Annotated in this window: 15 protein-coding genes; 13 read left to right on the forward strand and 2 right to left on the reverse strand. The window is 32.1% G+C overall.

Translation table 11 applies throughout. The annotated features are described in order from the left end of the window. Positions 1-74 precede the first annotated feature (74 nt). The 4 genes from BK011_00600 to BK011_00615 are packed head-to-tail and all read left to right on the forward strand — an operon-like array spanning position 75 to position 5,004. Positions 75-653, forward strand: a complete 579-nt coding sequence (locus tag BK011_00600; GenBank protein AUD64261.1) for a hypothetical protein — start codon at positions 75-77, stop codon at positions 651-653. Beyond that, the gene (locus tag BK011_00605; protein AUD64262.1) at positions 646-1,932 is read left to right on the forward strand and encodes a hypothetical protein; all 1,287 of its coding nucleotides are present in this window, start codon (positions 646-648) and stop codon (positions 1,930-1,932) included. The genes BK011_00600 and BK011_00605 overlap by 8 nt, the downstream gene beginning before the upstream one ends. Then, positions 1,922-4,264: a hypothetical protein gene (locus BK011_00610; GenBank protein ID AUD64263.1), complete on the forward strand. Its 2,343-nt coding sequence runs from the start codon at positions 1,922-1,924 to the stop codon at positions 4,262-4,264. Before BK011_00605 ends, BK011_00610 begins: the two co-directional genes overlap by 11 nt. After that, positions 4,261-5,004: a hypothetical protein gene (locus BK011_00615; protein ID AUD64264.1), complete on the forward strand. Its 744-nt coding sequence runs from the start codon at positions 4,261-4,263 to the stop codon at positions 5,002-5,004. Before BK011_00610 ends, BK011_00615 begins: the two co-directional genes overlap by 4 nt. Positions 5,005-5,107: 103 nt before the next feature. Here the strand turns inward: BK011_00615 and BK011_00620 are convergent, their stop codons facing one another. Beyond that, complete coding sequence (locus BK011_00620) at positions 5,108-5,728, reverse strand: hypothetical protein (GenBank protein AUD64265.1); 621 nt, start codon at positions 5,726-5,728, stop codon at positions 5,108-5,110. 436 nt (positions 5,729-6,164) lie between these two features. Between BK011_00620 and BK011_00625 the strand changes: the two genes are divergently transcribed. Genes BK011_00625 through BK011_00660 form a run of 8 tightly spaced genes read left to right on the forward strand, consistent with a single transcriptional unit; the run spans position 6,165 to position 13,370 of the window. After that, positions 6,165-6,575, forward strand: a complete 411-nt coding sequence (locus BK011_00625) for a hypothetical protein (GenBank protein AUD64266.1) — start codon at positions 6,165-6,167, stop codon at positions 6,573-6,575. Positions 6,576-6,586: 11 nt separating this feature from the next. After that, the gene (locus BK011_00630) at positions 6,587-6,967 is read left to right on the forward strand and encodes a 3-aminobutyryl-CoA ammonia lyase (GenBank protein AUD64267.1); all 381 of its coding nucleotides are present in this window, start codon (positions 6,587-6,589) and stop codon (positions 6,965-6,967) included. A 4-nt stretch (positions 6,968-6,971) separates the two neighbouring features. Then, positions 6,972-7,814 carry a 3-keto-5-aminohexanoate cleavage protein gene (locus BK011_00635; protein ID AUD66101.1) on the forward strand — a complete coding sequence of 281 codons (843 nt, stop codon included), beginning with the start codon at positions 6,972-6,974 and terminating at the stop codon, positions 7,812-7,814. Beyond that, positions 7,801-8,832, forward strand: a complete 1,032-nt coding sequence (locus BK011_00640; protein AUD64268.1) for an L-erythro-3,5-diaminohexanoate dehydrogenase — start codon at positions 7,801-7,803, stop codon at positions 8,830-8,832. Before BK011_00635 ends, BK011_00640 begins: the two co-directional genes overlap by 14 nt. A 21-nt stretch (positions 8,833-8,853) precedes the next feature. Beyond that, positions 8,854-10,122, forward strand: coding sequence for a lysine 2,3-aminomutase (locus BK011_00645; GenBank protein ID AUD64269.1), 1,269 nt, complete (start codon positions 8,854-8,856; stop codon positions 10,120-10,122). Beyond that, on the forward strand, positions 10,103-11,068 hold the full coding sequence (locus tag BK011_00650) for a hypothetical protein (GenBank protein ID AUD64270.1): 966 nt from the start codon (positions 10,103-10,105) through the stop codon (positions 11,066-11,068). The genes BK011_00645 and BK011_00650 overlap by 20 nt, the downstream gene beginning before the upstream one ends. Before the next feature lies 1 nt (position 11,069). Beyond that, complete coding sequence (locus tag BK011_00655) at positions 11,070-12,626, forward strand: D-lysine 5,6-aminomutase subunit alpha (GenBank protein ID AUD64271.1); 1,557 nt, start codon at positions 11,070-11,072, stop codon at positions 12,624-12,626. After that, positions 12,627-13,370: a hypothetical protein gene (locus BK011_00660; protein ID AUD64272.1), complete on the forward strand. Its 744-nt coding sequence runs from the start codon at positions 12,627-12,629 to the stop codon at positions 13,368-13,370. It begins immediately after the preceding gene. A gap of 44 nt (positions 13,371-13,414) precedes the next feature. On the opposite strand, the gene BK011_00665 is transcribed toward BK011_00660, so the two are convergent. Continuing rightward, positions 13,415-14,236, reverse strand: a complete 822-nt coding sequence (locus BK011_00665) for a hypothetical protein (GenBank protein AUD64273.1) — start codon at positions 14,234-14,236, stop codon at positions 13,415-13,417. A gap of 128 nt (positions 14,237-14,364) precedes the next feature. On the opposite strand from BK011_00665, the gene BK011_00670 reads away from it, so the two are divergent. Then, the gene (locus BK011_00670) at positions 14,365-15,762 is read left to right on the forward strand and encodes a hypothetical protein (GenBank protein AUD64274.1); all 1,398 of its coding nucleotides are present in this window, start codon (positions 14,365-14,367) and stop codon (positions 15,760-15,762) included. Positions 15,763-15,783: the final 21 nt, after the last annotated feature.

A 15,783-nucleotide genomic window follows, 5' to 3' on the forward strand; every position in this document is an offset into this window, starting at 1 on the left:
TGACTTTGGGTCAGTATTATGATAAATTATAAGTGACCGACGGTCAGTCAAATAGCGAGAAGGTATATAAATTGATGAATAATGAGAAAAAGGAACATGTTTTGCAGTGTGCAGATAGACTGTTTCACAAGTACGGATATCAGATGACCACTGTATCAATAATCGCAGCTAAAGCTCATATATCTAAGGGTGCGATATATCAATATTTTGATAATAAAGAACAGATTGCATATTGTCTAGTGAGTCAGAAGATAGATTCACTTATCGATCAATTAGCACAGGAAGTCAACTTTAAAGAAAGCAACTCTAAAATTTTATTGAGCTTATATGAGTATACATATAGGTCTATAGGCAGTAACGACTGGATATTCGAAACGTCAGATGACATTATACAGTCAATAACTCTAAAAACTTATACGCATAGATTATATAAATATTTGGAACGTGTGATGTTTACTGAAAACTTAAAATTTATGAGTTGTTTGTCTTTTTACAGTATAAAACTAAAAATGGTATGTGGATCGTTTTATAGATTGTTTCGTCAAAACATATATATGTCAAATAAACAGGAACAACTCAGAATGTTAGGCATATATTTTAACATGATTCAAAATCACATGCTGGATCATTGTAATGGAGGTATACATGAGTAAATCATATAAGAAATTTTTGTGTATTTCAATTTCACAAATTATATCGACTGTAGGTTCTGGAATCACTACTTTTGCGCTAGCGATATATACTTATCAACTCACTAGTTCAGTTATTAGTGTATCTTTGGTTACAATAGCTTCATTTTTACCGATAGTCTTGTTGAATCCATTAGGAGGACTTCTAGCAGATCGCTTTGATAGAAAACTAATGATGATCATTGGAGATAGTGGTTCTATGTTTGGGCTTTCTACTATGTTCGTGTTATTAAAGTTAGGGTTACTAAATATGACATATATTATTATATGTTTGATTTTGAGTTCTGTGTTTTCTGCACTTTTAGAACCGGCCTATAAGTCTTTAGTATCAGAGATGCTTTCAAAAGAAGAATACGCCAAAGCATCAGGAATTATCCAGTTAGCAAGTGCAGCTAAGTTTTTAATTGCACCTTTTATTGGTGGGATGCTTATGGCAAATCAGCAACTAGATCTAGTTTTGATTATAGATATATCAACGTTTTTTCTAACAGTTGCATCTGTTTCTCTCATTCGTAAACATCAAAGAGATACACATGTTAAATACACAAAATTATTAAGTAAACAACAAGTCTTTCAAGGGTACTTTGAAATCAAAAAGAATGCAGGAGTCTTTTATCTAGTACTTTTACTTACTGGGGTGACTTTTTTTGCGGGATATTATCAAATTCTAATCACACCTTTACTATTAAATCTAGCAAATGAGAAAACACTTGGATACATCCAATCTATCAGTGCTATTGGACTTCTACTAAGTAGTTTGATTCTATCTATCAAAAATCGATCTCAAGGGTTTTTAAAAATGCTATTTCAAGGCTTGTTCATGATGAGCATTGCACTCTTTTTTACTGGGTTATCAAAATCTTTATGGATCATTGGGTTATCAAGTTTCATCATATTGTTTTCACTGCCACTCATTAATACAAGTGCTGAAGTGCTCATTAGAAAACATACAGATGTGAAACATCAAGGAAGTGTCTGGGGCATGATTGGATTTATAACCCAAACAGGTTATATGATTGCATATTTCACATCCGGATATCTTACAGAAAAAGTATTTGTTCCACTGAATGAGAAACCTGTAAATATAGAGGTGCTAAAATATATTGCGATTTTCTTTAATCAAGGCATCGGATCAATACTTATGCTTATAGGTTTATTCATGATGATCTTCACTTTTGGAATGTTTAAAAACACATGTATTAGAAATTTAGAGAATGCTAAGGAGTTAAATTATGTATATTAGATTATTTAAAAATGACTTTGCTAGGCATAAAACAATATATCTAGCGTTGTGTCTATTTCTAACATTAAGTACTATGCTATTATCATCAGCGATTTACTTAGGTATAACACTTAAAGAAGGTATCAGTGACTTGACTGAACATAGTCAAACACCACATTATATTCAAATGCATTATGGAGAAATCGATGAACAATCATTAATCGATTTTAATGAATCAATACCGTATATTGAAAATTTCCAAGTTCAAGAAATGATCTCAATAGATCCAAATAAGATTTATATTTCAAAAAATGGACTATCGGAAGTAGATGGGGTTATGGATATTAGTTTTGTCAAGCAAAACTCGAATTTTGATTATTTGCTAAATGAAAATAATGAGTTAGCAACTATAGAGCAAGGATCGATTGGTGTTCCAATATATTACAAAACAAAGTACAATTTAGATTTAATGGACGAAATTGAGCTAAAAGTAGGTTCGAAATCATTTACTTACTACATATCTAGTTTTATAAGAGACAGTCAAATGAACTCAGCATTGATTAGTTCCAAAAGATTTTTGCTTAATGATCAAGATATAGAAACATTGAAATCGATGATCAATGAAAGGGAGTTTTTAATAGCTTATCAATTTGAGAACGAATCTCAAATCAGAGATTTCAGGAGAGCTTATAGACAAACTGATTTGCCAGATTCAGGGCCATCTGTAGATATTAGGCTATTTAGACTCATGAATGGTCTTACAGAAGGCATAGTCATCATGATGTTAGCATTTATGAGTTTAGCGATAACCGGGATTGCATTATTAAGTTTGAAATTCACACTATTAAGTAGTATTGAAGAAGACATAAGAGAAATAGGTGTACTAAAAGCTATTGGGCTATCTGATGGTCAAATTAAGAAATTATATGTGAGCAAATTTTTATTGCTTTCAATCATTTCAGCTGCAGTTGGGTTTGGGTGCTCTTTTATTTCCAATCAGTTTTTTATAAACAACATCACTCAATATTTAGGGGAAGTCAGTTTATCATTTGTTGAAAGTATATATCCGTTTTTTGGATTTATGACGATTATCTTCATTGTATATATCTTTACAAATAAAATCCTTAAAAGATTAGAAGACATTTCAGTAGTTGATACATTTTCATTACGAAATAATCATAACAGTCGTTTTAAAAAAAAGAAATATAAGAACTTGAAATCCGGGAAAATACCTGTGCCAATCAATATGGGTGTTCACAAGGTTAAAAGTGAGAAAAAAGCGTATAGACTTTTATATTTCATTTATTTTGTAGCTACAATCATGATGGTGTTACCGTTTAGTGTTGCAAAGACATTTGAATCAGATGATTTTATCGAATATATGGGCATTGAAAACAGTGACTTAAGATTTGATCTAAGGGTTAATCATCAAGATTTCAGAGTTGATGAACTGCTTTTTGAAATTCATGAAGATGATCGGATTGACGATTATAATGTTTATAAAACTTTTCTAATGAAGGCATATAATCTAGATGATGAGATCGAAGATATATTTGTTGAAGTGAGTGAAAAACATGATTTTAAAATCAAGTATATCGAAGGTAGAAGTCCAGAAAATGATGATGAAATTGTACTTTCAACACTAGCAGTTCAAGCCTTAGACCAAACACTAGGTGGAACATTAGAAGTTAAGCAAAATGATCAGATGAGAAGTTTTAAAGTTGTTGGGATTTATCAAGACATTACAAATGGTGGAAAAACAGCTAAAATCATTGATCAGTCTTTTGAAGGCGAGTTACTATGGTATATCATTAGCATGAATTTAGAAGAACCTTCAAGATATCAAGATGTGAAAACAACTTATCAAACAGAGTACGCAAATATTAAGGTTACAAGTATTGATGAATACTTGTCTCAAACACTAGGAACAACAATCCATCAGTTAAATAGATTGTCTTGGTTTTCAATAGGAATAGCGTTAATGATCACTGTTTTAGTGACAACACTACTGATGAATATGATGCTTCAAAAAGAAGAAGGTGATATTGTATTGATGCAATATCTTGGATTTTCTTGGAAGAACATATCTGTTTTTTATCAAACAAGAATCATTTACGTTTTATTAAAAAGTATTTTAGTGGGACTGATTGCTCATTTGCTAATCGGTAGTGAAGTTGTTAGTGTCATCACAAGAATTTTTGGAGCACCACAAATTGTTTTAAAAAATCATTTCGAATTTAATTTTGTATTGGTGCCATTTGTTTTACTTTCTGTCGTTGTAATATCGTTATATATACTATTAGCAAATTACAACAATCAGCGTAATAATAAAAAGAAGGAGCAAAAAAAATGATTAAAGTAGTTAATGTAGATAAAGTTTTTCAAAACAAAGGTGTATCAAATCACGTGATCAACCAATTGAATTTCCATGTTTTCAAAAATGAGTTTGTTGGAATCATGGGTAGTTCTGGAAGTGGGAAGACAACACTTTTGCATATATTAAGTAGTATGGGAAAGGCAACTTCTGGTGACATTATGTTTAATGGACAATCACTGAATGTGCTTAATAATGAACAGTTATCTAAAATCAGACTGGAGAGTATGGGTTTTGTTTTTCAACAACCATATCTTTTAAAAGATCTATCCATTTACGATAATATTTGTTTACCAGGATATTTAAGTAAGAAAAATTCAAAAGAACTTGTTCAACAACGTGCTATAGAGCTTTTAAAGAAATTGGACATATATGATATCAAGGATCGACTTATTGATGAAGCATCTGGTGGACAACTTCAAAGGGTATCTATCGCAAGAGCATTAATTAATGATCCTGAAGTTGTATTTTGTGATGAGCCAACAGGTGCACTAAATAGTAAAGCTACAGATGATGTGATGAAGATATTGAAGCAGATCAAAGAAGAGGGGAAAACAATTGTGTTGGTAACACACGACCCTAAAGTAGCTTCATATTGTGACAGAGTGGCATATATGAAGGATGGGTGTATTGTTGATCAATTGAATCTTCAGCAAAGCTATGAACAATCAGATACTAGCAAAAATGTGATGTCTTGGTTAGCAAACTTAGGATTTTAACAACTTGTTGTTTGACTGAAAATGATAACGTAAAAAAAATACCTCTTACTAAATATCATAGTAATGAGGTGTTTTTATTTTTTGCTTTGATTGTATGCTTTGATTATTTTTTGTAAAATGTTGAAAAATATCCTTCTTTGATGCCAAACATTGACTCAAAAGTATACCAAATCACATAATGTCTATTGGTAAGTTCTAAATCAGTAAATTCAAACAAATGTGCATCAATTAAGAAATGAGCAGCTGATAAAATAATTTCAACTTTTTCTTCTGCGTCATCTATTTTAGTCACTTCACCTTCTTGATATGCCTGATTTAGATATGAGACAATGATAGGTGTTAAACTTTTGATCGTTTCAACAGCAGTTTTCTCTTGTAAAGCACGATTATCTGGCATTTCTAAGTGCGTGACAGCTTGTCTTGTTAGATCCTCAGTAATCTTATCAGAATGCAGCAACAATCTGATTTTTTCAAGACCAGATAGAGAAGGGTTTTCGTTAAGTTGATGTGCAACATCTAAAATATCATCTAAAGTGACTCGAACAATCTCGGTTAGGATATCGTTTTTTGACTCAAAATAATGATAAAAAGTACCTTTTGCGACATCGATGTGTCGTGTAATATCTATAATTTTTGTTTGCTCGTATCCATTTTTTTCAAATAAGAATTTTGCTGCTTCAATGAGTTCTTTTTTTCGAACTTCAGGTTTTTTTGTAATACGCATGTTTTATCACCAATACTATTATATAACAATACTGACTTTAGGTCAATCGAAGATAATGTGAATTTTTTTTATCCCTTGTAAAAAGTAAGTTTTAAATAAGAAAAACTAGATGTTGAACATTAAATCATCAAAAAGACAAGTGTATGAAGCACATTAAAAATCTCTTTTTAGAAAATCTTCAATTTAGTCATTGACAGCGCTTTCATTAATAGTTTATAATAGTGATGGGAGATACAGAGGCGCAGTTTATTGGTAACTTAAAAGTGATAAGAATTTGATCATTCAATATTTTAAGTGAATGAATAAATTGCCGAAAATTTAATGAGGATCAAATCATTAGATTTGGTAAGTAAAGGTACACTTTACTTACTGCCATTTTGTAATGGAGAGCTGTGGCATGCAGTTCTCTTTTTATTTTTTCTCAAGGAGGATAATAATGATAAGAAAAATGAGTATAGGTGATACGAAAACCTATCAACGAACAATTACACAAGAAGATGTTTTAGCATTTGGAACCTTAACAAAAGATATGAACAAAGCACATTTCGATGAAGATTACACAAAAACGACAATGTTTAAAAAACCTATTATTCACGGTATGCTACTGGGCTCTTTGTTCTCAAAAATCTTTGGGCTAGAATATCCAGGAGAAGGTACTATATATTGTTCACAAACCTTAAAGTTTTTAAAACCAGCATATCCAGATCAACTTTTAACAGTTAAAGTTACAGTTAAGGAAATCATATTGGAAAAAAATAGAGTGATTTTCACAACAGATATATTGAATGAACAAGAAGAATTAATACTCACAGGTGAGGCAATGCTTATGCCTAGAAAAGAAAGTTAATGGAGGTTATCATGAAAAAAGTTGTTCACAGATTAAGACTTAGCGCACATGATGCGCATTACGGCGGAGGATTGGTTGATGGTGCTAAAGTATTAGCGCTATTTGGAGATGTTGCTACTGAATTACTAATAATCAATGATGGTGATGAAGGATTGTTTAGAGCATATGATAGTGTTGAGTTTCTGGCACCACTATATGCTGGCGATTTCATTGAAGTAGAAGCAACCCTCACTCATATCGGAAACACCTCTAGAAAGATGGAGTTTGCTTGTTATAAAGTGATTACAGCTAGACCAGAAATCAACGCAAGTGCTGCTGATGTGTTAAAAGAAAGAATATTGACGACTAAAGCTTCAGGAACATGTGTTGTTCCTAAAGAAAAGCAGAGATGACATGATGGAAAAATTAATTATTACCTGCGCAATATCTGGTGCAGAAGTCACAAAAGAACATAACCCATACGTACCATATACACCTGAAGAAATGGCGTTAGAAGCATATAAAGCATATCAAGCAGGAGCATCTATCATCCATGTTCATGTAAGAAATAATGATGGCACACCAACTCAAGATCAAAAACGATTTGAAGCAACCATTAAAGCCATTAGAGAAAAATGCCCAGATGTTATTATTCAACCATCAACAGGGGGTGCAGTAGGCATGACAAGAGATGAAAGACTGCAACCAACAAATCTAAAGATTGAAATGGCAACTCTTGATTGTGGGACACTTAACTTTGGTGGAGATGATATATTTGTAAATACTGAAAATGATATTAAATACTTTGCTAAAGTTATGAAAGAAAGAAACATATACCCAGAGCTCGAGTGTTTTGAAAAAGGGCATATCGATCAAGTTTTAAGACTTCATAAAAAGGGGTTCATTCATGAACCCATGCACTTTAGTTTTGTCTTAGGTGTTAATGGGGGTATGACTGGAGAAGAAAGAGACTTTCATTTTTTAAGAGAGTCAATTCCAAGTCATGCTACATATAGTGTAGTTGGTATTGGAAAATATGAGTTTCCATTAGCTGAGCTTTCGATTAAGCATGGAGGACATGTTAGAGTTGGGCTTGAAGACAATATCTATTTAGAAAAAGGTGTTTTAGCTAAAGGCAATGAAGACCTTGTAAAAAAAGTTGTAAGTATCGCAAAAAAATACAATAGACCTATCGCTTCACCGGCTGAAGCTAGAAAAATATTACAGATGAAGGAGTTTAATAAACATGAATTATTGTAAGTATGGAACGCACCGCGTTATTGAACCAAAAGGAGTATTACCTCAGGCAGCTTTTAAAATTGATCCAACACCAAAACCTTTTTTAAATGAGTGTTTGATTGAAGTCGATGTATTGAATATTGATTCTGCATCATTTACACAAATTAAAAAAGCTTGTGATTATGATGAAGAAAAGATGAAAGCTATGATTATGGGGATTGTTAAAGAACAAGGTAAAATGCAAAACCCAGTAACTAAGAGTGGCGGTATGCTGATTGGAGCAGTTAAAGAGATTGGCCCAGAATTTCACGATCAAACATTAACACCAGGGACAAAAATCGCAACACTCGTATCATTATCGCTAACTCCTCTTTTCATAGAAGAGATTATTTCAATTAATCTCACTAATGAACAAGTAAAAATAAAAGGACAAGCTATACTATTTGACTCTGGTATTTATGCTAGAATACCTGCTGATTTAAATGAAAAACTTGTACTTGCTGCTTTAGATGTAGCAGGCGCTCCTGCTCAAGCAATCAAATTAGCCAAAAAAGATGATCAAGTACTTATTTTAGGTGCTAATGGAAAAAGTGGTATCTTATGTGGATATCAAGCTAAAAAAGTTGTAGGACCAAACGGTAAAGTTATTGGTCTTGTTAGAAAAGAAGAACAAAAACAATTTTTGGAAACCTTAAATATTTTTGATGAGATCATCATAGGTGATGCATTAGATGCTATTGATACATATCATAAAGTGAGTGAGATCACTAAAGGTCAATTATGTGATTTGACAATCAATGTTGTGAATATTCAAAATACAGAAATGGCTTCTATATTATCAACAAAAGATAACGGTACTGTCTATTTCTTTAGCATGGCAACATCATTTACCAAAGCTGCACTCGGTGCAGAAGGTATAGGTAAAGATGTCAATATGATTATTGGTAACGGATATACAAAAGATCACGCAGAAATCACTTTAAATTTAATGAGAGAAAGTAAAGTCTTACACGATTTATTTTTAGAACGCTATCAATAAGATCATAGGGAGGTGACTGAGATGAAATCAGTTGAAAACAATGCTTATTTAGAGAGAAAAAATATATACTTCAAACATGTAAAGCAATCTGACTGGGAGTCATGGCAGTGGCAAACCAAACATAGAATTTCAAATGCAGAAGATCTTGAAAAATATATAAAACTAACAGAGGAAGAAAGACATGGTGTTCATGGTGTATTAAAGAAATTAAGAATGGCAATCACACCATATTATCTAACATTAATCGATCCACTTGATGTCAATTGTCCAATTCGTCTTCAAGCGATACCTCTAGAAAATGAGTTATTCGTTGGAAAAAATGATTTATATGATCCACTTGCAGAAGATAAGTATTCTCCAGTTCCAGGTTTAACACATAGATATCCAGATCGAGTTTTATTTTTGATTACTGATATGTGCTCTATGTATTGTAGACATTGTACAAGAAGAAGATTTACAGGAATGAAAGATGATCACATGGATGTAAGTAGAATTGATCTTGCGATTGATTATATCAGCAGACACGAAGAAATTAATGATGTATTATTAAGTGGTGGAGATGCTTTACTCGTCAGTGACGAAAGACTAGAATACATCATAAAAAAACTAAGAGAAATCGATCATGTTCAAGTCATTAGAATTGGAACAAGAACGCCAGTAGTTATGCCTCAAAGAATCACTGATGAACTTGTTGATATGCTTAAGAAATATCATCCAATTTGGTTAAACACCCATTTTAATCACGCAGCTGAAATCACAATGGAAAGTAAAAAAGCTATTGATAAACTCGTCAATGCTGGTATTCCTGTAGGCAATCAAAGTGTTTTACTTAGAGGAGTCAATGATTGTGTTCAAACCATGAGAGATTTAGTCAAAGGTTTGGTTGCGATTAGAGTAAGACCTTATTACATTTATCAATGTGATTTATCAGTGGGTATTGAGCACTTTAGAACGAGTGTATCTAAAGGCATTGAAATTATTGAAGGTCTTAGAGGACATGTATCAGGTATCGCAGTTCCTACATTTGTAGTTGATGCACCTGGTGGTGGAGGAAAAATCCCAGTCATGCCAAATTACGTTATTTCACAATCTCCACAAAAAATCGTTTTAAGGAACTTTGAAGGTGTTATTACTACATATAGCGAGCCAGCGTATTATGAACCTAACCCTCGTTGTAAAGACGTTGAATTAGAAGGTGTTGCAAGTTTGTTGGCGGGTCAAAGACTATCACTTGAACCAACACATCTAAAGAAAAATGAACGTATCAATCATGATCAAAAAAGTAAATAATTACAATGTCATTGGTATTGTTGGTTTAGCTAAAAATACTGGTAAAACGACGACACTTAACTATATACTTGAAGATATTCAACAAAAACAAATTGGACTGACAAGTATAGGATTAGATGGGGAATCATTTGATCAAATTACATATTTACCTAAGCCTAAAGTGTTAGTGAGTCAAGGCATGGTGATTGCTACAGCAAAAGATGTCTTAAAACAAGTTGATTTTGATTATGAGTTATTAGAAGAAACTCATCTTAATACTGCATTAGGCACTGTTTGTATCATTAGAATTTTATCAAAAGGATATGTTATTCTTGCTGGTCCAACAACAAACAAAGACCTAGATATTTTAATCGGGAAATTAAAAAAATATGCTAATCAAATTTTTATAGATGGAGCATTCAATAGAAAGACCTTTGCGAGTATTGATCAAATGGATGCGATCATTATAGCAACTGGTGCAGCATTATCAAAAGATATGAATGAGACCATAGAAAAGACAAAACAAGTTGTCTTGTCTTTTGATTTGCCAATTGAAAAATCACATATAGATAAACCTTATCATATGTGTATAATTACAGAAAAAGATAAAAAACTATTCAAGGAAAAAAACTTTGATGAAATCATACCTTATCAAAAAGATATTCTGGTGCTTGAAATAAAGGGCGCTTTAACTACAAAAATGATTGAGTTCATTGTAAAAAACCGCATAAAGAATTTTAAATTAATCATTGAAGATCCTACAAAACTCATGTTAGATATCAAACATTATGACTATTTAAAACAGCTAAACATAAGACTATGTGTGTTAAAACAAGTTCCTATCATCGCAGTCACTATTAATCCTTTTAGTCCTTCTGGATATCATTATGATAAAAAAAGGTTTTATCAAGAAATTAAAAAGCATATAGATATAGAAATCTATAACGTTAAAGAAATGGGGTCATAGTATGTCAAAACTAATTCTAGATCAAAATATAATTCAACTATCTAAAGACTATGCTAAACACATCGTTGATGATGTTATGTCATATATTTATAAGCATACAACTGTATCGGTAGAAAGATCTGTACTAAGACTATTAGGCATTGATGGTATAAACGAGTTTGATGTACCATATGTGAATGTTATCGTTGATCACATCAAATCAAAGGCTGACTTATCAAAAGGTGTTTGTCATTATATATCTTATGCTATGCATGAATATAGTCTGAATCCAAATGATTTAGCTAGAAAGATTAGCGATGATAAAATAAATCTTAATAGATATACACATATGCCTAAAAGTCCATATATGAATCTGCTCACGCCATTTTTCGATGAATCTATGCTTAAAATTCAAGAAATGACCCAAATCAGAGAAAAAGCAATCTCTAAAAATAAAGAAACACCTGAAAAATATGTTATAGTTGCAACCGGTAATATCTATGAAGATATAAAACAAGCAGTATCTGCAGCGAAAAAAGGTGCTGATATTATTGCTGTCATTAGAAGCACTGGTCAGTCTTTACTTGATTATGTACCTTATGGTCCAACAACTGTCGGATTTGGTGGTACATATGCGACTCAAGAGAATTTTAAACTCATGCGAAAAGCTTTAGATGATGTATCTAAAGAAGAAGGTAGATACATTAAATTAGTGAATTATGCTTCAGGATTATGTATGCCTGAAATTGCTGCAATGGGTGCACTCGAAAGACTAGATATGATGCTAAATGATTCATTATATGGCATCATTTTTAGAGATATCAATATGAAAAGAACTTTTATAGATCAATATTTTTCAAGAGTGTTGAGTGCATTTGCTAAAATTACTATTAACACAGGTGAAGATAATTATTTAACAACATCTGATGCATTTGATCATGCACACACTGTTATTGCATCACAAATGATCAATGAAAAATTCGCAGAAGTTGCATACATGGATGCATCTTTGATGGGATTAGGTCATGCATATGAAATATCACCTGAAGTAGAAAATAGTTTTCTTTATGAAGTTGCTCAAGCTGAGTTATCAAGAGCACTATTTCCAAATGCACCACTGAAATATATGCCGCCAACTAAACATATGACGGGTAATATTTTTATGGGTATGGTCCAAAATGCTTTATTCAACATCACTGCTGTAACAACCAAGCAAAATATCCATTTACTTGGAATGCTTACTGAAGCTGTTCATACGCCTTTTATGAGTGATCGTGCGCTAGCTTTAGATAACGCAGCTTACATTGCTAAAGCATTTAAAAACTTTGGCGATGAAATTAGTTATAGGCCAGATGGCATCATAAATAACAGAGCAGAAAGTGTATTATCGGAAGCACACGATTTGCTAAAAGAAATTAAAGATGAAGGTTTATTTATGACTTTAGAAAAAGGGACTTTTGCAGGGATAAAGCGTTTAGAAAATCAAGGCAAAGGTTTAGATGGTGTTTTTCAAAAACATAGAGATTACCAAAATCCACTATTAGATATGTTGTTATTACATTTAAAGGGGGATAAGTAAATGAAGCATTTAATTAGACCTTATGGAGATACACTTAACGATGGGAAGATTCAAATGAGCTTTACACTGCCTATCAACCATAGTACTCTAGGAGACGAAGCTGCAAAAAAACTTGCTTTAGAAATGGGTATTTTAGATCCAAGTGTCGTTCATAGTGAAGCTTTAAGTGACGGATTCAGCTTTTATGTTTTATATGGGACTGTGAAACATCAGGTTGACTTAGATGAAGTTAAAGTTGTGGAAGTCGAAAATGAATCAATGACTAAAGAAGAAGTAGAAACTTTCATAAAGAATCATTTTAAAGAAGATATAGTTTTTATAGGAGCATCAACAGGGACTGACGCTCATACAGTTGGAATTGATGCGATCATGAATATGAAAGGCTATAATGGTAATTACGGTTTAGAGAGATATAAAGGTGTAAAAGCAATCAATTTAGGTGGACAAGTTGATAATGAAACACTATTAGAAGAAGCAATTAAGCATCAGGCTGATGTCATCTTAATCAGTCAAACAGTAACACAAAAAGACATTCATATTCAGAACTTAACAAGCTTTATAGAACTTCTAGAAGCTGAACATAAAAGAGATGATTTTATTGTGATTATTGGAGGACCAAGAATCAATCATGCTTTAGCTAAAGAGCTTGGATATGATGCAGGCTTTGGGCAAAAAAAATATGCATTTGATGTTGCTAGTTTTGCTGTAACGATGCTTAAAAATAAAGGGATTAAAACAAAATAAAAAAATGAGATCATATCAATTTGATATGATCTTTTTCATTGTTATTATTCGATAATCTTTGAGATTCCGCCTACCCAAACATCTGTGATTTTTGAACTTTTGTAATCAACATATACCTTAAGTTCAGAAGGTTGATGCATAGAATAACCTTGTTTAAGTGTATAAAAGTGTTTTTTCTTATAAAATTTGTGAAGATAACATGCAAGAGCACCATTTGAAGTTCCGGTTGCACTTTCTTCAATGATACCTACAACCGGTGCGAAATTTCTTCCAGATGCATCGACTTCGTCATCTAGAGCAAACACATGCATCCCTATAGCCCCATATGCATGAGAAGTTTTAATCATCTCTTGAATATTTGGATTAAGCTGATTCAATATTTGATTATTTTTAACAGGGACAAATATTTCTTTTATACCGGTTGAAACAACATAAGGTTTCAAAGATTCGTGAAACTCAATATGATTAAATGTCTTTGATATGATATCTTGACTAACCTCTTCAATATATTGAGGTGGCAACTGTTGCATGTATACTTGACCCAAAATAACATTTACTTTGAGTATACCTGCTTTGGTTTCTTGTGTATATATACTATCTCCTATGATATCAAGTTTTCGTAATACATGGAATGTAGAAATAGTCGCATGTCCGCACAAATCTACCTCATTTGTTGGTGTAAAAAATCTTACTTTAAAATCAGCAACCTTGCCTTTCATAACAAATGCAGTTTCACTATAGCCTAGATTTTTTGCGATTTCCAACATTTCTTGATCAGTTAAGTCATCCGCAAATAGATATACCCCGGCTTTATTTCCGCCTTGGTCATTCTTAATAAACGCTTTTACTTTAAAAAGTTGATTCATACGCTCACCTCAAGTAATTATAGTTTTAGTTTAACATGAAAAGTATAAAAAAGAAGTATGTAATTTTCATTGTTTACTTGTAAAATACATGCTATAATAAGTTGGATTTTGAATAACGGAGAATAATTATGACAACAAAAGATAAAAACAAACATTTTTACAATATATTAATAAAAATTGCAATTCCAATATTTTTCTCACAACTCTTAGGATCACTATTGGGCATCATAGATACTTTTATGGTAACGGAGCTTGGAGATAATGCGTTAAGTGCTGTTGGTATTGGTAGTCAATTTTTATTTTTACTCAATATCATCCAATTCGGACTATTTTCTGGTTTTGGTATTTTTATTGCACAGTATCATGGATCAAAAGAATATGATCATATATCAAAAGTATTTTTGATTATGTTAATGACAGGTTTAGGGTTTGCGATGATTTTTCTAGGTTTAGCATTAACAATACCAGAACAATTAATCAGATTATTTAACTTAAATGAAGCGCCTAATCAAAATGTTATTGATTTGGGAATTTCATATTTGACGATCATGGGTTTTAGTTTCATCACAATGACCGTTAGTTTTTCAATAAGCATGCTTGCAAGAAATGTCCAAAAGGTATTATGGCCATCTATTTTTCAAATCATGGGAGTTTTATTAAACACCTTCTTAAATTATGGATTTATTGGAGGTCGTATGGGATTTCCTGAGCTCGGTGTTAGAGGTGCTGGTCTAGCAACACTCATATCATCTAGTGTGATTGCATTATTATCTGTGGGATATTTATTTGTAAGTAAAGAACCTGCATTGAAAATACATTTCTCTGCTTTAAGAAGAGTGACTAAAGCATTTTTAGCTAAGATATTTAAAACCGCAGTTCCTGTCTTACTAAATGAAGGTTTTTGGGGTCTTGGTATGACCATGTATCTTGTTGCATATGGCTTTATTGGAGATAAAGCGGTTGGAAGCATTTATTTATCAAACCAAATCAACTCAATCTTCTGGGTTGCTACCATTGCAATTGCAAATGCATCCGCAGTTATGTTAGGAAATAGACTAGGTGATGGCGATCTCATAACAGCAAAAGAATGGGAAGTTAGATTTATGAAACTAGGCATAACATTAGGTATTGTACTAGGTAGTGTTTTATTTATTTTAGCACCTACCATTGTTCCTTTATTTGGTAATTTAAGTGACGCAGTAACAGACACTGTAGTGATGATTTTAAGAGTATATGCATTTTATGCACCAATTAAATTTTTAAATGCAATCATGATTGTTGGTATTTTAAGATCAGGTGGAGATACTAAATTTGCATTATTTATTGAAATCTTATCATTATGGGGACTTGGTGTACCTTTAGCATTTGTTTTATCAAGGTTCACACAATTACCATTATATATAATCATTATTTTTGTAAACTTTGAAGAGATCACTAAGTTCTTACTTGGATATCGAAGAACAAAATCAGGTAAATGGATTAACAATTTAACACATGATCAAATACTTGTTCAAGAAACATTATAAAAAAAAGCCTATGTTAGAGCT

The organism is Tenericutes bacterium MZ-XQ, assembly GCA_002838205.1.
Classification (GTDB): domain Bacteria; phylum Bacillota_I; class Bacilli_A; order Acholeplasmatales; family Acholeplasmataceae; genus Mariniplasma.